Source organism: Salmonella sp. 741265050_HSA (genome assembly GCF_046569445.1).
Lineage (GTDB): Bacteria > Pseudomonadota > Gammaproteobacteria > Enterobacterales > Enterobacteriaceae > Salmonella > Salmonella enterica.
The window spans coordinates 442540-462894 of the sequence record NZ_JBKFSV010000003.1; the positions used below are offsets into that span (position 1 = coordinate 442540).

Sequence of the window (20355 nt, forward strand, 5' to 3'; positions counted from 1 at the left end):
AAAGGGTTCAACCCTGTTTATGGCTTTCAACGTTTGCCAGATAATGTTTTACAAAACGGGGCGTTAAAACTTTCCATGCCACTTCGGTTCCCTGTTCAACAAACCAACTATCGCCCGGTGAAAAACGTATCGGTTCCTGACCCGCAACAGTGAGTTCCACTTCCCCTTCCAGCACGGTTGCGTGCTCGGTAAAGGGATAAATCATCGTGAAACCGCCGCGGGTCGATGAAAACAGTCCACAGGTAAATACGTCCTCAGGTTTACCGTAAATCATCGCAACGGCGACCTGGGGATCGCCTTCTGTTGGCAACGCCCCTAACAGGCTGACACTCCCGACTGGCTGTAATTCAGGAACAGGTTGATTGAGTTTAAAAGCGTGCATTAATGTTCTCCTGGTTAATTCCGGCCTTTCCAGAAACCGGCTGTTTGATGTATCAGTTTTCCCGCACTGACCAGCAATAGACGTAGACTGTCGCGACCATAAATTGTCGCGTGGGGAATGCTACTCATCAGACGATACCGCTCGGAACCGCCATTTATTCCTTCGGCCAGGATTTTGCATACAATATGGGAAGGCGTGACGCCAAATCCGGAATAACCCTGAACATAAAAAACATTATTGTGTTCACGAAGCGTGCCAATCTGCGGAAACAGATTCGCGCTACAGGCCATCGGTCCGCCCCAGGCAAAATCGATTTTAACGTCTTTCAAATAAGGGAAGACCTCCGTCAACAGAGTGCGGTTCCAGGCAGCAAAATCGTGCGGGGTATATTCAAGAAACCTTGTGGCGCTGCCAAACAGCAGACGGTTTTCTTTTGTGAGACGGTAGTAATTTATCACCGGGCGGATATCACTAAAAGCCCCGCGCAAGGGACTGATCCGCTCAACAAGCTCGCTGGAGAGAGGTTCTGTAGAGACCTGATAAGAATAAGTAACCAGCGTTTTCTTATAAATTTCTGGTTCCAGATTATTGAGAAAGCTATCACAGGCCCACAGCAATTTGGCCGCTTTTACGCTGCCCATCGCAGTACGTACCCGCACAGTTTTACCGTAACTGACCTCAACCACAGGTGAATATTCGAATATCTTCACCCCCAGCGAATTCGCAGCCTGAGCGGAGCCCAGCAATAAATTCAGCGAGTGGACATGCCCTCCCCCCATATGCTTGAGAACACCGCAGTAGACGTCGGAACCGATAACCTGCTGCACGTCTTTACCGGTATAGAGTTCAATATCGTCTTCCGGCGTAGCGGCTTTGAATTCTTTTTCCCATTGTTGCAGCGTTTTTAACTGCCGCTGGTTGTAGGCCAGATAACCATATCCGGGGACAAAATCAGCATCAATATGGTATTTACGAATTCGCTCCCGAATAATGCCTGCGCCGAGGTTCGAGATTTTAAACAGCGTCTCCATTCCCGCTGCGCCTACATATTTTTTAACGGCTTCGATGTCGTGACCTATACCGGCCATTACCTGACCGCCGTTTCGTCCGGTGCCGCCATACCCAAGATGACGGGCTTCCAGAACGACAACATTAGTGATCCCCTGCTCCGCCAGTTCCAGCGCGGTATTGATGCCTGAAAAGCCACCGCCAATGATCACCACATCGGCATCAATATCCTCTTGCAGAGCAGGAAAATGCAACGGGTATTTTTTCGTCGCGCCGTAGTAATTCAACGCATCGATTTTTGTATTCATCGCGTTACCTTGTCATCACGCTTGACTTAGACCGCTATCACAGCACGGTAACGTTTTACAAAATATCGTCCGGAAGAATGACGTTCTTTGGAACGATATTCAGTTCCAGGCAAGTATGTTGAGATGGAAAAACGTACATTCCTGACCTACAGGCACTTCTGATGAGCGACGTGACATTACTTGCCGAAGTAACGACTTTTTTACGCCAACGACACGGACAATTTATTGCAGGTGAACGTCAGGCCGGAAACGGCACGAACTTCTCGGTCACTAACCCAGCCACCGGCAAAATCATCGCCGACGTTGTGTCGGCAACCCCTGCGCAGGCAGAACAGGCCATGCAGAGCGCCAGACGGGCGTTTGATGTCTGGCGTAAAATGCCAACGTTACAACGCGGCGCATTACTGCTGAAACTGGCTGATACTCTTGCCGCTCATCGTGAAGAGTTAGCTCAACTGGAAAGTGTCTGTTCAGGTAAAACGATTATGCTGTCGCGCGGTCTTGAACTCGATCAGTCAGTGGCCTTCCTGCGTTACTTTGCCGGTTGGGCAGGAAAAATAACCGGTGAAACGCTGAATGTCTCCCTGCCATCAATGGGAGAAGAGAGATACACAGCGTTTACCCAACGCCAACCCATTGGCGTGGTCGTCGGTATTGTGCCGTGGAATTTCTCAATCATGATTGCTATCTGGAAGTTGGCCGCAGCGCTGGTATGTGGCTGCACCATCGTCATTAAACCAAGTGAATATACCCCGCTGACACTGCTGCGAGTCGCTGAACTGGCTAAAGAGGCAGGTTTCCCTGATGGCGTGATTAACGTGGTAAACGGTGCTGGCGGTGAGATAGCGCAACAGCTGATCGCGCATCCAGATTGCGCCAAAGTGAGTTTCACCGGGTCAGTTGCGACAGGTGAGAAAGTCCGGCGTTCGGCAACATCGTCAGGAAAACGCGTTACCCTCGAACTGGGAGGGAAAAATGCGGCGCTGTTTCTCAATGATCTCACGGCACAAGCCATGGTCAACGGTATTCTTGAAGCCGGTTATCTGAATCAAGGACAGATTTGTGCTGCCGCAGAGCGTTTTTATCTGCCCCAGGAAAAACTGGATACGGTCATGACGCTCCTCAGGCAACGGTTATCGGAGATCGTGCCCGGCTCCCCTTTAGATGAAAAAACGGTGATGGGCCCGCTGGCGAATCAGGTTCAGCTTGAAAAAGTGCTGCGTCTGATTCAACGCGCACGGGAAGAAGGGGATACCATTGTTTACGGCGGTGAAACTTTACCCGGCGAAGGGTACTTTTTACAGCCGACAGCGGTAAAAGTGCGTAGTAAAAACAGTACGCTGATGCACGAGGAGACCTTTGGCCCTGTCTGTAGCTTTATCGGTTATCAGAATGAAAAAGAGGCGCTTTCGCATATCAACGATTCGCCATTCGGCCTTGCTGCAAGTGTGTGGTCGGAAAATATGTCTAAGGCATTACGCTACGCTGAAGATATTGATGCTGGCATGGTGTGGGTCAATATGCATACCTTCCTCGATCCCGCGGTACCCTTTGGAGGGATGAAAGGATCGGGCATTGGTCGTGAATTTGGCAGCGCGTTTATTGATGACTATACCGAACTTAAATCTGTCATGGTCCGTTATTAACCATCCTGAAAATGATGCAGGCAGATCAACCATACCGAAAGGTGGACTGTCTGCCTGATTATCAGGTTCTTTCGCTGCGTTTTATTGCTTGTGGGTAATGTTAAACGCCCGGCCCGGCGTTCCTTCCTGCATTACTAGCGCCATCTACCGTTAGAGTAGGCTATCTCCAGTCTTAACGGTTCAGACTCATCCTGTAACATCACTTCCAAAGACAACGCCAGCGTCTGATGATAGGCATCTTTTATACTGACTTTCAGCATGTTGATGCTCGGTTCATAACGTAAAATAGCAGCGCGAAGCTCACGGCAAAACCAATTGAGAACCCGTTTGTCACCCACATTCACCTCGTGCCATTCCGGCATACCCCGAGTGAGCAGCGGCGGTAATGTCTCGCCACCTGGCACGGCGCAAGAGTTGAATAAACACATTAATTTGCGGCGTACCAATTCATGTGGGCTTATCCCCTCAACCAAGAGCCTGTCGAATAGCGCGACCGGAATGGTTGGCGTCATCATCATTTCCCTATCTGGTCCATCGCCAGATCCCATACTGACGATCTGGACTCCTGTTGAGCGCCGTCTGATTTCTCGGCAGTGATTTGCCATTCGATTTTCGTGAAGTTCAGCGACATCGTTTCCACCGGCTTACCGCCGGCGCCGCCGCTAACACTGAGTTGTGATATCAGCACGTTTGTCAGGGTATAAACGATAAGCGACCGCATTTTGCCGTCGTCATTGCAGCACAACGTCAGCACCGCTGTTCTAATTAGCCTCCCGCTACAGCAGTACTCATTGAGCACAGGCGTGGCGAGGTCGACAAATTTGGTGAGCGACATTTCACCAACATGCGCACGCCCGGAAGTCCGCTCGGCGAGGCTAACATCGTTATTTACCTGCATTGCCACATTGTGGCTATAAGACATGATCTCTATCTGATCTTCAAAGCCTTCAACCTGGCTTTCGCCTTTGATATTGTCGAGCTTTAAAAAAATCGCATCCATGATTTATCTCCTTGTTGATCAGGTGGCAGTTCAGCAGCCAGACGAATACCAGCGGCCAACGCTTGTGACTCTTATTAAAAGCGCAACTACCAAAAAACACAGCGTGAAAAGCGCCAGGTTTGCATGGATTTTGCCAACGTTTACCCGCGTCTGATGAACGTTATTCCGCTGGTTGCAATGCAATAGAGGGTTTTGGCCCGCTGTGGCCAAATACAATTGAGGTTATACTGAACACTCTCTGCCATATTCAATCCCTTTTATCGCAAAGTATCCCTGGTGCCGGTATCACAGCGTCGTTATTCAAAAATTGACATTTCAGAATAATAATCAGCTATATATAAAAAACACATCAAAAAACAAATATCAACTTAATTTTTACTTATTTAATAAAAAACCACAAATTGATTTACATCAACTAACACATACAAAAACACTAAAAATCAAAGCGTTAAATAAAAATCAATCACTATGGGACTTTTATTTTTCTTAATACTCAAATTATAAATGTTATTTGCTTATTTTCCTGTGAACACAAAAAATGATTTAAATCAAAAAACAAACTATTCTCGTTGATTAACGTTTTGACCGAAATAAAAAAAGATTTTATATGTCCCAGGATAGCCTCCCTTTCTGATGGACAATATGCATTAACGAGCGGGCAAACAGGTAGCTCTGCCCGGGTAATCCGTTACCCGACTGATATTAGCATTGTCATGAGGTGATATCATTTGCCTGGCCAGCCATAATCATCCGGGACCGGCGCTACGCCACGAACATCAGGACGGAGCATTTTTTGTCGATCCTCTTCGTCATCCACCCAGACATTGGCTATCTCTTCACAGGTTGCAAACCATACGCCATCATGCCCTTTAATATGTTCAATCAAACGTGACAACATCATCATATGATGCCCATGACCGATTATCTGCGGATGAAGAGCCATCGCATATAAACCGTTTTCCTGATGGTTATAAGCATAGGTAAAAATATCCTTCCAGCGTCGCAGAACACCGTCAGTATCGCTCATCCCCTCCTGGTTGCCGGTATACGCCAGTGCGGGAAAATCATCCAGATACCAGCTAACAGGAATTTCCAGAATCGCGCTGGCCGGGCCTGCGATATTTCCCGTCTCCCAATTCACCTGCCAACGTTGAGGATGGTAAGGCACAAGATCTCTCGCCATCAGGCTACTGTCATAGAGAAAACCGGCTTCCTCCAGAAGATCCAGCGTATTCTCGCTATAATCCCAATAGGGAGAACGGTATCCCACAGGACGTATGCCGAAATGTCTTTTATAACAGGCGAACGCCAGATCCATTAGTCGGCGCTCTGTATCACGATTCACCAGCGTCGGGTTTTCATGATAGTAGCCATGGTGAGCGATTTCATGCCCGGCATCAAAAATCGCTTTACTGATTTCCGGGAAGGTGTCTACAGTGTGTCCGGGAATAAAAAAGGTGGTTTTGATATTATTTTCTTTGAACAATTTCAGAAGCCTTGGTACGCCAACTTGTGCACCAAACTCTCCTCGTGACATAAAGGATGGCGACGGTCGATTAAATCCGCCCAGCCATAAAGACTGAGCATCTACATCGACACCAAGATTGACCGCAATCCTTTTACCCTCAGGTAATTTTAAATATCCCATAACGACCTCCAGCTAATACATAGAAGGGACACATTCTGTTATTTAATGTGTGATGGCCAGATATTATATATGCCTGCTTTTCTGCGTCTGTCCTTGAACGTTGTTGCTGCCCCACCAAGTCTATTTTCATATAGAACATCGAGGTTAATTTCTCCTGAAATGACATCCTCTTGATTGACGTGCGCCTCTGCGATAATACCTTGTGGATTTTTCCACACGACATCACAGGGGCTTAAAATTGAACTTCGGGCCCAGCAGCCTGGCAGTGGTCCACCCGGGTTTCCGCCCAGGCAACAGTGAACAAGATAAATTTGATTTTCAATACAACGTGCGTGGCAACAATGCCTGACTCGCCAAAACCCCTGTTCAGTAAACGTAGCGGAAGGCGTTAAAATTAACTCTACACCCTGTTCCGCCAGCGTCGCGGCACACTCCGGTATTTCTGCTTCATAACAAATATTAAAACCCACCTTTGCAAATGGCAGTTGAAAAACAGCCATTTTATCGCCTTCCTGAGTATACCAACCCCGTTCAGCCGGGAAGATATGCGTCTTACTGTGGGCATAATGTTCGCCATCGGGTCCCCATATATGCGCAACATTCTCATAGCGATCTACTCCGGTCTGCTCCAGATGAGAGCCAGCAATAATGAACTGTCCTCTTTCTTTCGCTTCCTGTTGAAAAAGCTGCTTATAGGCATCCGTGAACTGATCAATTAAAGTAAGGTGTGAAATGGGTCTTTCTTGCCATTTTTTCAATAATGTAAATAGCTCAATGGTAAATAACTCCGGGAAGATAACGACATCAGCACCCTGACTTTTATTAAGAAGTATCCTTACCTTTGTTATGAAATCTTCAAAAGTGTTTATTTCAGTAACAATATACTGACAGGCTGAAACAGTAAAATTACGTGACATCGTGATATCCCCGACATGAAATTTAAACTTAAATTAACGTATAGCGCATGGAGAATATTAGGGAGTGGACATTACGACATCAGGTTATTTTTTGTGAAGCTGCGCAAAATATATGGAGAAAAGAGTAGAAGCATTGAAGCTTTATTTACATAAAGGGGACTTTATCGATGATCGCAGCGAGACAGAGAGTCGATAAAAATCCAGGCGAAAAACAATAACCCTTACCACAATATTATTTTCATCATCTAAAAATAATCAGGCAAACTAAATGATAACGCGCTCGTATAAAACGAACGCGTATTTTTACCGATAAGGGTAATGAAGACGGCCACCCGAAGGTGGCCGTTAGAACCCGGTAGCGCTTCGCTTATCAGGCCAGTGAAACCGAGACAGCTTTAGCGGTGAGACGCCAGCGGCTGTTCCGTCATTGGCGGGTGGTGCTTTTCTGGATCTTTAATCAGTACCCACAGGATGATGGCGCCGATAATATCGAACAGACTGAGTGCAATGAAGAACGGGCCGTAACCGATAATAGCGACCAATGCCCCCATAAACAGGTTGAAGCTTAACTGTCCCATCCATGCCGCAGATCCTGCCAGACCGGCAACCGTCGCGACCTCATTTTTCTTGAACAGGTCAGCGCTCATGGTAATCACGACGGTAGACAGCGTCTGGTGCGCAAAACCGCCAATACTCATCAATGCAATGGCGACATACGGGTTAGTCGTAATGCTGACAAAACCGATCGAAATCATCAAAACAGCGCCGATGGTAAAGCTACAACGACGCGCATTGATCGTGGTCATGTGCATCTTTTCCATGAAGAACTTCGCCAGGAAACCGCCTGCAACGCAGCCAAAGTCCGCCGCCAGGAATGGCAGCCAGGCAAACATGGCGATCTCTTTTAACGGCAGATGCATCACGTTAATCAGATACAGCGGCATCCAGAAACTCAGCGTTCCCCATGCCGGGTCAGCCAGAAAACGGGTAATCGCCAACGCCCAGAAGTTACGCTTTTTAACGATCTCTTTAACGGCCGGTTTTTTATTATCGTCCTGGAGATAGCTTTCCTGGCCGTCTTCGATATAACGCAGCTCTTTGTGGGTGATCCACGGGTGTTTATTTGGCGAGTTATAAATCAGGAACCAGGTGATGGCGAACAGCACGCCGATCCCACCGGTAATCACAAACGCCATTTCAGTACCGATGCCGCTATCAGCAAAGGTCAGCATCGCCCAGACCACCAGCGGCGGCGCCAGCATCGCGCCAATTGAAGTACCGATATTAAACAGGCCCCCCGCAATACCGCGTTCTTTCGTCGGGAACCATTCGGCGCTGGCTTTAATCCCGGCCGGAATCGCTGACGCTTCGGTTAGCCCCATCAAACCACGCAGAAATGCCAGACTTATCCAGCCGCCGGCCAGCGCGTGCGCCATGTTGATCAGCGACCATAACAAGGCAAAGATAAAGAAGCCGATTTTCAGTCCGATGACATCCATCAAATAGCCGGTGATCGGCTGCGCAATGGTGTAACAAAGCTGGAAGGCGCTCACCACCCAGGAATATTGTTGCTCATCAAAATGGAGTTCTTTCATCATCGCTGGCGCCGCAACGCTAAGCGAGCTACGGGACAGGTAGTTTACGATGGTCCCTACGCAGACCAGGCCGATAATCCACCATCTTAATTTTGTCATCTTCATGATAAAGCCTCGTTAAAAAACATTAGCTCCGCGCCGTCTGACCTGTAGCGGGAAAACTGAAATCACAAAAATTGGTTGACCAATCAATATTTTTTCATCCGGACCGATCAAAATCTGGCGGCAACTCCCGCACTTAGTATTCTTGCAATAAATACATCAACTCATTTCAAGTTGAATGGTGAATGCTTTTCACCCAGCAAAAATTGACGCAGATCAAATAAATAAAATTGGCAGACCGTGAATGATGATATTTGTGATTTGGTTAGCCAATTTAGACAATAAGGTTGACATGAGAAAAATTTTGGTTGAATTTAGGGGGCAGAACGGGTTTACAAAGCACGTTTCGATGTTGGCTGGCAATGGGTCAACCACGAAGACGTTATCGCAAGAAGAGGAAACGAGATATGAAACAAACCTGGCGCTGGTACGGACCTAACGACCCGGTAACGCTGTCAGATGTACGCCAGGCTGGCGCAACCGGCGTGGTAACGGCGTTACACCATATCCCGAATGGAGAAATTTGGTCGGTAGACGAGATCCAGAAACGTAAAGCAATCGTTGAAGAGGCGGGTCTGGAGTGGTCTGTGGTAGAGAGTGTACCTATCCACGAAGACATCAAAACCCACACCGGTCAGTACGATTTATGGATCAAAAACTACCAGCAAACGCTGCGTAACCTGGCGCAATGCGGTATCTATACGGTTTGCTATAACTTTATGCCGGTGCTGGACTGGACACGTACGGATCTGGAATACGTATTACCGGATGGTTCCAAAGCGTTGCGTTTTGACCAGATTGAATTCGCCGCGTTCGAACTGCACATCCTGAAGCGTCCGGGAGCAGAAGCCGACTATACGGCAGAAGAGATTGCTCAGGCAGAGCGGCGTTTCGCCACCATGAGCGAGGAAGACAAAGCACGTCTGACCCGCAACATTATTGCCGGTTTACCTGGCGCGGAAGAAGGCTATACGCTGGATCAGTTCCGTCAACACCTGGCGACGTATAAAGATATCGATAAAGCAAAACTGCGTGAACATTTTGCCTATTTCCTGAAAGCCATTATTCCGGTTGCCGACGAGGTTGGCGTGCGTATGGCCGTTCACCCTGACGATCCGCCGCGCCCTATTCTCGGCCTGCCGCGCATTGTCTCTACCATTGAAGACATGCAATGGATGGTGGAAACCGTTAATAGCATGGCGAACGGCTTCACCATGTGTACCGGATCTTACGGCGTGCGCGCCGACAACGATCTGGTTGATATGATCAAGCAATTTGGTCCGCGCATCTACTTTACGCATCTGCGTTCTACGCTACGCGAAGAGAATCCGAAGACCTTCCACGAGGCCGCCCATTTGCACGGCGATGTGGATATGTATGAAGTCGTTAAAGCGATTGTGGAAGAAGAGCACCGTCGTAAAGCCGAAGGTAGCGACGATCTGATCCCGATGCGCCCGGACCACGGTCATCAGATGCTGGACGATCTGAAGAAGAAAACGAATCCGGGTTATTCCGCCATTGGCCGTCTGAAAGGGCTTGCGGAAGTCCGCGGCGTCGAACTGGCTATCCAGCGCGCTTTCTTTAGCAAATAACCTTCTTTCGCATGGCGCGACGCGTCATGCGATTTCCCCTACTCAATGCAATAGCAACATGCCTCGCCCCGGAGATCGCGGGCGAAGACGTCGAATGACAGGAGTTTGCAATGGAACAGAATATCGCCACCGCCCAGGTTTCCGTCGCCCGCCCAAACTGGGACAAATCACGTCTGGTATCCCGTATTGTGCATCTGGGCTGCGGGGCGTTTCACCGCGCGCACCAGGCGCTCTTTACCCATCATCTACTGGAAAAGAGCGACAGCGACTGGGGCATTTGTGAAGTGAACCTGATGCCGGGTAACGACGCGCGGCTGATCGCGAACCTGAAAGCGCAAAATCTGCTGTACACCGTTGCAGAACGCGGCGCAGAAAGCACCGAACTGAAAATTATCGGTTCAATGAAAGAAGCGCTGCACCCTGAATTCGACGGCCATGCAGGGATTCTGGCGGCAATGGCGCGCCCGGAAACCGCCATCGTCTCCTTAACCGTGACCGAAAAAGGCTACTGCACCGACCCCGCCAGCGGCGAGCTTGATGTCAATAACCCGCTGATCCAAAACGATCTTGCCCATCCACAGCAGCCTAAATCCGCCATTGGCTATATTGTCGAAGCGCTAAACATGCGCCGGGAGCAAGGACTGAAAGCTTTTACCGTGCTGTCGTGTGATAACGTACGCGAGAATGGTCACGTCGCGAAGGCTGCCGTCCTCGGCCTGGCAAAAGCTCGCGATGCCGCCCTCGCCGCATGGATTGCCGACAATGTGACCTTCCCCTGCACCATGGTTGACCGCATTGTTCCGGCGGCGACCGAAGAGACGCTACAACTGGTTGCCGACCAGTTAGGGGTTTATGATCCTTGCGCTATCGCCTGCGAACCCTTCCGCCAGTGGGTCATCGAAGATAACTTTGTGAATGGTCGCCCGGACTGGGACACCGTCGGCGCGCAATTCGTTGCAGACGTCGTACCGTTTGAAATGATGAAGCTGCGTATGCTTAACGGCAGTCACTCTTTCCTCGCCTATCTGGGTTATCTCGGCGGGTATGACACTATCGCCGATACCATGACCAACCCGGCTTACCGGCGCGCGGCGCTGGCGCTGATGCTTGATGAACAAGCGCCGACGTTATCAATGCCGGAAGGCACCGATCTGGAAGGGTATGCGAATTTGTTGATCGCGCGTTTCACTAACCCCTCGTTGAAACACCGCACCTGGCAGATCGCGATGGATGGCAGTCAGAAACTGCCGCAGCGTTTGTTGGACCCGGTGCGCCTGCACTTGCAACAGGGCGATGACTATCGCCGCCTGACGCTGGGCGTCGCCGGATGGATGCGTTACGTCGGCGGTGTCGATGAGCAAGGTAAAACCATTGATGTCGTCGATCCGCTGCTCGCGCAGTATCAGGCGATTCATCAGCAATATCAGACGCCGGAAGAACGCGTTCGCGGGCTACTGGCCATCGAGTCTATCTTTGGCAACGACCTGCCGAAGAACCACGAATTTGTGCAAGCCGTTACCGACGCTTACCAACAGCTATTGCAGAATGGCGCGAAAGCCACGGTAGAAGCGCTGGCTAAGTAAGGAGATAAATCATGGCTACGTTTATGACTGAAGATTTTCTACTTAAAAACGACATTGCCCGCACGCTGTACCATAAATACGCCGCGCCCATGCCGATTTATGACTTCCACTGCCATTTAAGTCCGCAGGAAATCGCCGACGATCGCCGTTTCGATAACCTCGGTCAGATCTGGCTGGAAGGCGACCACTATAAATGGCGAGCGCTACGAAGCGCAGGCGTGGATGAGTCGCTGATCACCGGCAAAGAGACCAGCGATTATGAAAAATATATGGCCTGGGCCAATACCGTACCAAAAACGCTGGGTAATCCGTTGTATCACTGGACGCACCTTGAACTACGCCGTCCATTTGGCATTACAGGTACGCTGTTCGGACCGGATACCGCGGAAAGTATCTGGACGCAGTGTAATGAGAAACTGGCGACGCCGGCCTTTTCCGCGCGCGGTATTATGCAGCAGATGAATGTGCGGATGGTCGGAACCACCGACGACCCGATAGATTCTCTGGAATATCACCGCCAGATAGCCGCCGACGACAGCATTGATATTGAAGTCGCGCCAAGCTGGCGCCCCGACAAAGTTTTCAAAATCGAACTGGACGGCTTTGTCGATTACCTGGGGAAACTGGAAGCGGCGGCAGATGTCAGCATTACCCGTTTCGACGATTTACGTCAGGCGCTCACTCGCCGTCTCGACCATTTCGCCGCCTGCGGCTGCCGCGCGTCGGATCATGGCATTGAAACGCTGCGATTTGCGCCGGTGCCCGACGACGCGCAGCTTGACGCCATTCTGGGCAAACGTCTGGCTGGCGAAACGCTGAGCGAACTTGAGATCGCCCAGTTTACCACGGCGGTGCTGGTCTGGCTGGGCCGTCAGTACGCCGCGCGCGGCTGGGTGATGCAGCTACATATTGGCGCGATCCGTAATAATAATACCCGGATGTTCCGCCTGCTGGGGCCGGATACCGGCTTTGACTCCATTGGCGATAATAACATTAGCTGGGCGCTCTCCCGTTTGCTCGACAGTATGGATGTGACTAATGAACTGCCCAAGACTATCCTCTATTGCCTGAACCCACGTGATAACGAAGTCCTGGCGACCATGATCGGTAACTTCCAGGGGCCGGGAATTGCCGGAAAAGTGCAGTTTGGTTCCGGCTGGTGGTTTAACGATCAGAAAGACGGGATGCTGCGCCAACTGGAGCAACTGTCGCAAATGGGACTGTTAAGTCAGTTTGTCGGGATGCTGACCGACTCCCGCAGTTTCCTTTCTTATACGCGACATGAATATTTCCGTCGTATTCTCTGTAACCTGCTGGGACAGTGGGCGCAGGACGGAGAGATTCCTGATGATGAAGCGATGCTAAGCCGTATGGTTCAGGATATCTGCTTCAATAATGCCCAGCGTTATTTCACGATTAAATAATCGCTATTAATCTGTGAGCACAGGTTTCAGGTATTTCAAGGGGCAGGAAGGCGGTAAGAGAGTGAGAAATTTAGCAGTAACGCATTTTTCCAGCCAAAGACTGGCCACCGATAAAAAGCAAAGATGTTGCTGATTAATCCCGAATCACTTACTAAGGTAAGTGATTCGGGTAAACAAACACAGCCATCTTTTGCGTCATGCTTTTTTTCTCTGTCCGGAATAACTCCAGTGCAGAAAGTGTGATACATCAGTCCTGTTGATGATGGCTCCTGTTGGTTATACGGTAATAACTCATGACTTCACACTGTGGTTTCCTTTAATAAATCGACAGCCAGCATTTCCAGCTGGTTAACCACCTCATTACTGGATCGCTCCATTCTGTCGAGTTCTTGCGACATCGCATTCATATCGCCTGCGGCAAAATAGTTCAGCGCAGAGTGACCAGCGGTATGCACCTCTTTATGCGGCGCTTCCAGACTACGGAAACTGTAGTAGTTGCTAAACTGCTGCCCTTCAAAACCGTAGTACCATTTCCCCAGCCGACACTGATCGTGCATCGTTATTTTACTGTTTATGTCTTTATTTAAGAGTAATTTGTAGACTTCCATTTTCCAGATAACATGGTCAACTTTGACAATATTCAAAAACTGCACCGTAGAGATGTACTGCATGACCGATTTCATGCTCAGCGATTTATCGATGACGATGCCAATAGACTCCACAATTTGATTTATGTTAGTCGTAATATTATCAATAACCGGCTGTTGGTTATCCAGCACCTCACTCACTCTGGCCGTATTATCTTTGATTACAGAGGTTAACGTACTGACGCTTTTCGAACTGTGTTTAACATCTTCGGACAGGTTTTTCACCTCTTTCGAAATAACGCTAAAACCACGCCCGGCATCCCCTACGCGCGCGGCCTCGATCGCGGAGTTAATCGCAATCAAATTGGTCTGGTTAGCGATCTTCTGTATCTCTTTAATACACGCATTAATTTGCGTTAAGGAGGTATTTAAGTCGCCCATACGACAGCCAATATCCGATGAAGTCGTGCCAATTTCGGTGATAAATTCCACGAGCGATTTTAATGAACTTCTGGCTTTATCATTCTGTTCGTTAAGTTCATTAATGCGTTCTTTTTCAATGTTGAGCTGCTCACAGGACTTAATGATGGCATTACGAATGATATCGATCGTCGAGATCCCCATCAGAATTTTTTGACACAGTATCCGCTCATAAGGCTCAGGAGTATCCACCACCACGTCAGACGCATTAGCGCCAGATTCTGCTGGCGGCGGTATTTTTACAACATTATTATTCCAGTGGCGCAAGCCTAATACTTTTTTAAACATATACCATTCTCCTTATTATATGTGGACATCCTGATCTATGCCTGGATAAAGTATTATCAACTCATGCTAACATAATGAAAAATCGGCTGTCATCTGCCATAACCATACGTTCACCAGAATAAGACAAAACGTCCACCAAACTTAAATAATTACAAAGTAAACTATTCAACAATACCATTAATAGTCATGATGGAAGTCGCTTCGCTTTATACGGAAATATTATTTACAAGGTTGACAATAATAGCTGAATAATAATTAACTGCATTTACTTAGGTGTATCTATATCTCGGCCCGAAGATTGCAGACAGGGTTTAAACGCAAACTTTTGCAATAGAAAAATAACCTAACGTAAACTTTTTATATGACCAATAATATCATTTGGACTCATCAATATATTATGCTGTCCGTTTACCAGCCAAACAGGCATGACCTAAATCCAAAGGGATAGGGGCGGCGTAACCAGCCGCAAAAAGTATCGATTAGTCGAAAATCTGGAAACGGATGCGCCAACGCGGCGAGCGTCACCGCCTGCGTCAGAAAAGTTAAGAATAATTTGTGATATTATTTCTCATATGTTACCAGTAAATGGCAGGCTGACAGCCGTTCGCTGGTAAACACAACAGGCGGGATATCGGCACCCACGCCGATATCCCGACGAGAATGACCCCGTTACGCTTTGATGACAATTAACGGTTCAATATCGCTCTCTTTTTTAATGACTAATGAATCATCGCCGCGCAGGCACGTACCGCCGTAGTTACCGCCCACGGTAAACGTACAGACCTGAATATACTTCCCGGCGACCTTCGGCAGGCACCACAACTGCTGATAGATATTTTTCTGCGTGGCGAACTTGCCGCTGGTTTTATCCAGGAGCTCTTCCTGATGGCTCACCAAATCAATATTACTACCGCAACGTCCGGCAATCGGTTTTACCGCATAGCCGGTCTGCACCAGCTCATCGTTAACGGTAAAATCCGTGTCGAGCAAATAGCGATGATGCGGGAAGAGCGACCACAGGATGGGCAGGATCGCTTTGTTACCCGGGATCACCGTCCACAGCGGTTCAAACACCAACACTTCCGGGCGCAGTAATACATCAATCAGCCGGACTTCATTTTCCGGGTGCCCGGTACGAATAGGCACTGCGGCATACTCCGTCTCACTGACTTCGCGTATCTGCTCCATCGCCGTTTCCCACGCCCAAGTTTTCCAGACACAATTCACCAGCCGTCCGTCGCCATCGATCAACTGCCCGGCGTCATCCCAGCGCAACTCGCCCAGCCCGCGGAGAATTTTGCTCGCGAAACCGGCCTGATGCAGCGCCTGCTGCATAAACTGCGCGTGATAGTCCTCCTCGATATCATCATCCTGCATGATATGGACGAAAGGACGCGCTTTACTGTGTTTCCAGGCGCCTGCCAGCTCGTTAATTAAGCCCTCCGCCGGGTTATGCCCTTTACCGGTATAGCCCTGCTCAGCCCATTTTTCGAGAATTAATCCCGCTTCGGTATGGCATGATGCGGAATCGGCATTGTATTCATAGACTTTCAGCCCGCGTTCATCCATGCAGAAATCCATACGACCGGTGATCATATGGTGACGACGGCGCTGCCAGGAGAGGCGCAGACGCGGCCAAAGAATTTTGGGGATATCGAATAGCGCCAGCAGATTATCGTCTTTTAAAACTTTGTCCGTGGCGTGCAGGTACATCAAATGCAACTCATTGGTCGCTTTGATAAGCTCCTGTTCGGCGCTCTCGGTGATGGTAAAATACTGGTACGGGTCTTGATTGATAACGTGTCCGTTCGCCTGTACATAGGCTTTTTGTAACGGATCGCGCTCATCCAGCCACTGACCGTCAAACTGACCTTTCTCTGGCAGTCTTGCGCCGCGAATCGCCAGCGACTGATTCGCGATGTCAGGCTGTGACAAACTGTATTGCGTGTCGTCGGTCTGGATCATCCAGCCTAAAATCGTCGTGTCATCAAAGGTGTCGCGCAGGGTGTAACACCCGTTTTCTACGACCATTTCCAGTTCGCGAGTCCACTGCTGCCCTGGCGGCAATGGCGTGTGGATAACGTTTTGCTCAGCAATACGAATTTTGTTATCCAGGAGTTGGGTGATAATCGCGACGTGCCCGGTTTCGTTAAACTCGCCGCCCTTTTGCCAGATGAGCAGCGCCCCAGCCTCCGGCGCGCGCGGCGAACCGTTCGGGAAGGCCTGCAAAGGCAAAATATTGTCATTCACGACCTCGCGCAGAAAACGTAGCGAGAAGATTTCCCAGGCCATGCCGACGTCAGTAAAAACAACGCCATAATTCAGAAAGAGAAAACGGCGGGCAAATTCCACGCACTGCCATTTATGCCCCATGTATTCATCGTCGATGTAGCTACGAAAAGCTGCGTCGTCGTCGTCCCACGGATCGAGGGAATTGTAATCTGAAGAGTAGATCGCTACGCCGCCGGGGGCGTAACCCAATAATGTCCCGAAGGGGGCATCCTGACTGGTGGTTCCTTTGCTCATGCACTTACCTCAAAACAAGACCGCCTGAGCAGCCTGGCGTGATTTCGCTCTGATTGTCTGCTCTGTGACACTAACCGGACAGAGGTCGACATAATCATACACCTCAATAAGGCACACTGAGGCCAGAAGGTTAAAATTTCACTCGCCGGAATGTCCCAATCGGTTAAATATCCGACTAGCAAGCTGCTACACTGCTTCAACACCACCACTGTGAAGGCAGGTCAATATGGCAGATAATACTTATCAACCCGCAAAAGTCTGGACGTGGGATAAATCCGGCGGCGGCGCGTTCGCTAACATTAATCGCCCGGTTTCCGGCCCGACGCACGACAAAACGCTGCCCGTCGGCAAACATCCGTTACAGCTTTATTCGCTGGGGACGCCTAACGGCCAGAAAGTGACCATTATGCTGGAAGAGCTCCTGGCGCTGGGCGTGACCGGCGCCGAATATGACGCCTGGTTGATTCGCATCGGCGAGGGCGATCAGTTCTCCAGCGGCTTTGTTGACATCAATCCGAACTCAAAAATCCCGGCGCTGCGCGATCACTCACACAACCCACCGATTCGGGTTTTTGAGTCGGGCGCAATTCTTGTTTATCTGGCGGATAAGTTTGGCCATTTCCTGCCGCAGGATCTGGCTAAGCGCACAGAAAACCTTAACTGGTTGTTCTGGCTACAGGGCGCGGCGCCGTTCCTCGGTGGCGGTTTCGGTCATTTCTATCATTATGCGCCGGTAAAAATTGAGTACGCCATTAATCGCTTCACCATGGAAGCCAAGCGTCTGCTGGACGTGCTGGATAAGCAGTTAGCTCACCACCCGTATGTCGCGGGAGAAGAGTACACTATTGCCGATATGGCCATCTGGCCGTGGTTCGGCAACGTGGTGCTGGGGAATGTCTATGATGCAGCGGAGTTTCTGGATGCCGGAAGTTATCAAAACGTACAACGCTGGGCGAAACAGGTAGCCGAACGTCCGGCGGTAAAGCGGGGGCGCATTGTCAACCGGACCAACGGCCCATTGAACGAACAGCTTCACGAACGCCATGACGCCAGCGACTTCGAAAACCATACCGAAGATAAACGTCAAAGTTAAACCATAATGCCGGATGAGGTAGTAATGTCGTCATCCGGCATGGTATTCCCTGCTGACGCTTCGCTTATCAGTTCTGCGAGTGTGTCATATTCGGCGCTTCACTAAACCCATGTTGCATGAGAATCAACCTCGCCCGTGCTGATAGTAAAAAGTCGGCAAGCGTTTTTCCCTGCTCGCTCAGGCAGGCAAAGCCATATTCAGCCACGGGATTATAAGGTTCCGGGATATCAACCACTCGCAGCGAATTAACCAGCCGTAGCCTGGGAGCATAGCTGGCATAGCCGATAAAGATATCGGTGTAATCATGATTGATGAGCCATTCCGCTGCCAGCCGGCCCGTCGGTAACGGCAAAGTCTGCCTGCCGCCAACCAGCGCTACCGCGCGTTTTCGGACCGCTTCGCCCTCCTTGCCCATCCGCGAAAAAAGCTGTTGCGTATAATCGCCGGAAGGATCGCAACCTGCTGTTGAGGTGCCGATCCGCAGATCCCGCCGGGTTAACAGCGACAGCCAGTCCTCGCCTTCACGCATCGCCTGCGCCCGCACGCTCAGACACAAACGGTTCGTCGTAAAAGGCGCGACCCGCAGTGCCCGCCCGCTTTCCAGCAGCGCCTGCGGATGCGCCAGGTTCGCCGAAGCAAAAAAGTCGCACGCTTCGCCCGCTTCGATGCGTTCACGTAACAGCCCCGCCGGACCGAAATCACATACCGCATCCGCCTGAAATGCCGCCATTAGTTGCGGCCAGACGACGCGCAAGCTCCCCGCAGCCAGTATTCGCATTACTGTACACCCTGATAGTCAGTACGGTAAAAACGTTGATACCAGTCGTTAGCGGCCTTTTGCATGTCAATATCGTGGAATTTTTCCGGATAGAGTTTTTTCGCCATCCACAGTTCGCCGATTCCCACCGCCTCCGGCATCGGATATCCCCAGGCTTTGGCATAATCCGGCATCAGGTAAACCCGATGATGCTTCACCGCGTCAATGACCTGCCACTGGGGATTGTGCAGGATCTCATTGACGACCTTTGGATAGCGATTCTGGACAAAGATTACCTGTGGATCCCAGGCGATCACCTGCTCCATTGTCACCTGCTTAAAGCCTTTCACCGTGGATGCCGCTACATTCAGCGCCCCTGCATGGGCCATCATCAGACCGGTATATTTACCGGAACCGTAGGTGGTCAGCTCCGGATTCGCCATATAGGCGCGAACCCGCTCATTTTCAGGAACCGACTGCAAACGGTCGCTGACCATCTTGCGACCTTTATCCATCGCCTCAATCAGCGCTTTCGCCTCCTGCGGTTTATTGACGATATCGCCAATCAGCGTTATTCCTTCACGCAGCCCGCGATTATAAGCCTGCTCGTCATCGGCCAGGGTCGGGTTCATTTTAGCCTGCTCGCCAGCAACATCATGGCGCAGCGAAATCGCCACCACCGGAATGCCAAGACGGCTGATCTTGTCGATCATCTCCTGCGGAGCGTAATTCGTGACAAACACCACCTGCGGGCGCAGCGCCACCAGTTTTTCAGGATCAACGTGCGTTAGATCGCCCAGCGAGACTTTTTGCGCCAGTTCCGGCGCCAGACGCGCATAGCCGTCGCCTAATTGCTGTTTCCAGTTCGCCATGACCCCAACGATTTTGTCAGTGGCATTCATCTGTACAAGGAGATTGAGCGTTTGATGCTGGAGCACCACCACTCTGTCGACGGTGTCGGGAACCGTGACCTGGCGGCCAAGTTGATCGGTAAAAGTACGCGCCGCCTGTGACATTAACGGCCAGCAAAAAAGCAACGCCAGCAGAGAGAGCTGGCGCAAAAATTTATTCATAGGTTTCGCCCCATAATCGATATATAAATAATTATACAACGATTATAGAGCGATATAATAGAGGTGATTAAGGGATCACGCGCTGGTGATGTCGTACTCCATGCGGCGCAGCGCATCTAACGTGGCTTTCGCTTCGTCTTCGTCAATGATGCTCATCGCAAAACCAACGTGTACCAATACCCATTGCCCTATCAGCTCGGCTGGCTTACCTTCACAAATCAGAGCAATATTGACATCACGTTTGATGCCACACACTTCCACCTGCGCAAGCTGGTGAATATCATCTCCGACGGCCAGCACCTGACCGGGGACGCCAATACACATAATTAACCACCTGAAATAAAAT

General features: G+C 50.0%; 17 protein-coding genes. 5 read left to right on the forward strand and 12 right to left on the reverse strand.

Annotated features, from left to right (window positions below):
* Positions 1-7: 7 nt before the first annotated feature.
* Positions 8-382, reverse strand: coding sequence for a cupin domain-containing protein (locus ACLD4F_RS10435; RefSeq protein ID WP_000542984.1), 375 nt, complete (start codon positions 380-382; stop codon positions 8-10).
* Positions 383-396: 14 nt separating this feature from the next.
* Positions 397-1698: an NAD(P)/FAD-dependent oxidoreductase gene (locus tag ACLD4F_RS10440; protein ID WP_001092825.1), complete on the reverse strand. Its 1302-nt coding sequence runs from the start codon at positions 1696-1698 to the stop codon at positions 397-399.
* Positions 1699-1859: 161 nt separating this feature from the next.
* Between ACLD4F_RS10440 and ACLD4F_RS10445 the strand changes: the two genes are divergently transcribed.
* Positions 1860-3344 (forward strand): NAD-dependent phenylacetaldehyde dehydrogenase, encoded by a 1485-nt coding sequence (locus ACLD4F_RS10445; protein WP_080250423.1) that lies wholly within the window; start codon positions 1860-1862, stop codon positions 3342-3344.
* A 134-nt stretch (positions 3345-3478) separates the two neighbouring features.
* Here ACLD4F_RS10445 and iraD read toward each other — a convergent pair whose 3' ends face one another.
* The 5 genes from iraD to ACLD4F_RS10470 form a co-directional block, all read right to left on the reverse strand.
* Positions 3479-3859, reverse strand: a complete 381-nt coding sequence (gene iraD, locus ACLD4F_RS10450) for an anti-adapter protein IraD (protein WP_079944011.1) — start codon at positions 3857-3859, stop codon at positions 3479-3481.
* Positions 3859-4344 carry an Hcp family type VI secretion system effector gene (locus tag ACLD4F_RS10455; protein ID WP_411010827.1) on the reverse strand — a complete coding sequence of 162 codons (486 nt, stop codon included), beginning with the start codon at positions 4342-4344 and terminating at the stop codon, positions 3859-3861. Before ACLD4F_RS10455 ends, iraD begins: the two co-directional genes overlap by 1 nt.
* 724 nt (positions 4345-5068) lie before the next feature.
* Positions 5069-5992 carry a polysaccharide deacetylase family protein gene (locus ACLD4F_RS10460; protein ID WP_023219207.1) on the reverse strand — a complete coding sequence of 308 codons (924 nt, stop codon included), beginning with the start codon at positions 5990-5992 and terminating at the stop codon, positions 5069-5071.
* A gap of 38 nt (positions 5993-6030) precedes the next feature.
* Positions 6031-6909, reverse strand: coding sequence for a carbon-nitrogen hydrolase family protein (locus ACLD4F_RS10465; RefSeq protein ID WP_000089258.1), 879 nt, complete (start codon positions 6907-6909; stop codon positions 6031-6033).
* Between the two features lie 395 nt (positions 6910-7304).
* On the reverse strand, positions 7305-8609 hold the full coding sequence (locus ACLD4F_RS10470) for an MFS transporter (RefSeq protein WP_000784371.1): 1305 nt from the start codon (positions 8607-8609) through the stop codon (positions 7305-7307).
* A 404-nt stretch (positions 8610-9013) separates the two neighbouring features.
* Here ACLD4F_RS10470 and uxuA point away from each other — a divergent pair, with 404 nt between their 5' ends.
* The 3 genes from uxuA (at position 9014) to uxaC (ending at position 13205) form a co-directional block, all read left to right on the forward strand.
* Positions 9014-10198: a mannonate dehydratase gene (uxuA, locus tag ACLD4F_RS10475; RefSeq protein ID WP_000815487.1), complete on the forward strand. Its 1185-nt coding sequence runs from the start codon at positions 9014-9016 to the stop codon at positions 10196-10198.
* A 110-nt stretch (positions 10199-10308) separates the two neighbouring features.
* Positions 10309-11781, forward strand: coding sequence for a fructuronate reductase (locus ACLD4F_RS10480; RefSeq protein ID WP_000437132.1), 1473 nt, complete (start codon positions 10309-10311; stop codon positions 11779-11781).
* 11 nt (positions 11782-11792) lie between these two features.
* Positions 11793-13205, forward strand: coding sequence for a glucuronate isomerase (gene uxaC / locus ACLD4F_RS10485; protein WP_000190180.1), 1413 nt, complete (start codon positions 11793-11795; stop codon positions 13203-13205).
* A gap of 299 nt (positions 13206-13504) precedes the next feature.
* Here the strand turns inward: uxaC and ACLD4F_RS10490 are convergent, their stop codons facing one another.
* Positions 13505-14560 carry a methyl-accepting chemotaxis protein gene (locus ACLD4F_RS10490; protein ID WP_000475254.1) on the reverse strand — a complete coding sequence of 352 codons (1056 nt, stop codon included), beginning with the start codon at positions 14558-14560 and terminating at the stop codon, positions 13505-13507.
* 669 nt (positions 14561-15229) lie between these two features.
* Positions 15230-17086 carry a bifunctional glutathionylspermidine amidase/synthase gene (gene gss, locus ACLD4F_RS10495; RefSeq protein ID WP_000033690.1) on the reverse strand — a complete coding sequence of 619 codons (1857 nt, stop codon included), beginning with the start codon at positions 17084-17086 and terminating at the stop codon, positions 15230-15232.
* 226 nt (positions 17087-17312) lie between these two features.
* On the opposite strand from gss, the gene yghU reads away from it, so the two are divergent.
* The gene (gene yghU / locus ACLD4F_RS10500) at positions 17313-18179 is read left to right on the forward strand and encodes a glutathione-dependent disulfide-bond oxidoreductase (protein WP_411010828.1); all 867 of its coding nucleotides are present in this window, start codon (positions 17313-17315) and stop codon (positions 18177-18179) included.
* A gap of 67 nt (positions 18180-18246) precedes the next feature.
* Here the strand turns inward: yghU and ACLD4F_RS10505 are convergent, their stop codons facing one another.
* The 3 genes from ACLD4F_RS10505 to hybG form a co-directional block, all read right to left on the reverse strand.
* Complete coding sequence (locus tag ACLD4F_RS10505; protein WP_411010829.1) at positions 18247-18957, reverse strand: molybdate ABC transporter substrate-binding protein; 711 nt, start codon at positions 18955-18957, stop codon at positions 18247-18249.
* A complete protein-coding gene (locus tag ACLD4F_RS10510) occupies positions 18957-20009 on the reverse strand; it encodes an ABC transporter substrate-binding protein (RefSeq protein ID WP_079981376.1) in 1053 nt (350 codons plus the stop codon). The genes ACLD4F_RS10505 and ACLD4F_RS10510 overlap by 1 nt, the downstream gene beginning before the upstream one ends.
* 75 nt (positions 20010-20084) lie before the next feature.
* On the reverse strand, positions 20085-20333 hold the full coding sequence (gene hybG, locus ACLD4F_RS10515) for a hydrogenase maturation factor HybG (protein ID WP_000334890.1): 249 nt from the start codon (positions 20331-20333) through the stop codon (positions 20085-20087).
* Between the last annotated feature and the right edge of the window lie 22 nt (positions 20334-20355).

Excerpts from the sequence above, each read along its gene's own strand:
- ACLD4F_RS10435 (WP_000542984.1), bottom strand. The coding sequence starts at position 382 with ATGCACGCTTTTAAACTCAATCAACCTGTTCCTGAATTACAGCCAGTC.
- ACLD4F_RS10440 (WP_001092825.1), bottom strand. The coding sequence starts at position 1,698 with ATGAATACAAAAATCGATGCGTTGAATTACTACGGCGCGACGAAAAAA.
- ACLD4F_RS10445 (WP_080250423.1), top strand. The coding sequence starts at position 1,860 with ATGAGCGACGTGACATTACTTGCCGAAGTAACGACTTTTTTACGCCAA.
- iraD (WP_079944011.1), bottom strand. The coding sequence starts at position 3,859 with ATGATGACGCCAACCATTCCGGTCGCGCTATTCGACAGGCTCTTGGTT.
- ACLD4F_RS10455 (WP_411010827.1), bottom strand. The coding sequence starts at position 4,344 with ATGGATGCGATTTTTTTAAAGCTCGACAATATCAAAGGCGAAAGCCAG.
- ACLD4F_RS10460 (WP_023219207.1), bottom strand. The coding sequence starts at position 5,992 with ATGGGATATTTAAAATTACCTGAGGGTAAAAGGATTGCGGTCAATCTT.
- ACLD4F_RS10465 (WP_000089258.1), bottom strand. The coding sequence starts at position 6,909 with ATGTCACGTAATTTTACTGTTTCAGCCTGTCAGTATATTGTTACTGAA.
- ACLD4F_RS10470 (WP_000784371.1), bottom strand. The coding sequence starts at position 8,609 with ATGAAGATGACAAAATTAAGATGGTGGATTATCGGCCTGGTCTGCGTA.
- uxuA (WP_000815487.1), top strand. The coding sequence starts at position 9,014 with ATGAAACAAACCTGGCGCTGGTACGGACCTAACGACCCGGTAACGCTG.
- ACLD4F_RS10480 (WP_000437132.1), top strand. The coding sequence starts at position 10,309 with ATGGAACAGAATATCGCCACCGCCCAGGTTTCCGTCGCCCGCCCAAAC.
- uxaC (WP_000190180.1), top strand. The coding sequence starts at position 11,793 with ATGGCTACGTTTATGACTGAAGATTTTCTACTTAAAAACGACATTGCC.
- ACLD4F_RS10490 (WP_000475254.1), bottom strand. The coding sequence starts at position 14,560 with ATGTTTAAAAAAGTATTAGGCTTGCGCCACTGGAATAATAATGTTGTA.
- gss (WP_000033690.1), bottom strand. The coding sequence starts at position 17,086 with ATGAGCAAAGGAACCACCAGTCAGGATGCCCCCTTCGGGACATTATTG.
- yghU (WP_411010828.1), top strand. The coding sequence starts at position 17,313 with ATGGCAGATAATACTTATCAACCCGCAAAAGTCTGGACGTGGGATAAA.
- ACLD4F_RS10505 (WP_411010829.1), bottom strand. The coding sequence starts at position 18,957 with ATGCGAATACTGGCTGCGGGGAGCTTGCGCGTCGTCTGGCCGCAACTA.
- ACLD4F_RS10510 (WP_079981376.1), bottom strand. The coding sequence starts at position 20,009 with ATGAATAAATTTTTGCGCCAGCTCTCTCTGCTGGCGTTGCTTTTTTGC.
- hybG (WP_000334890.1), bottom strand. The coding sequence starts at position 20,333 with ATGTGTATTGGCGTCCCCGGTCAGGTGCTGGCCGTCGGAGATGATATT.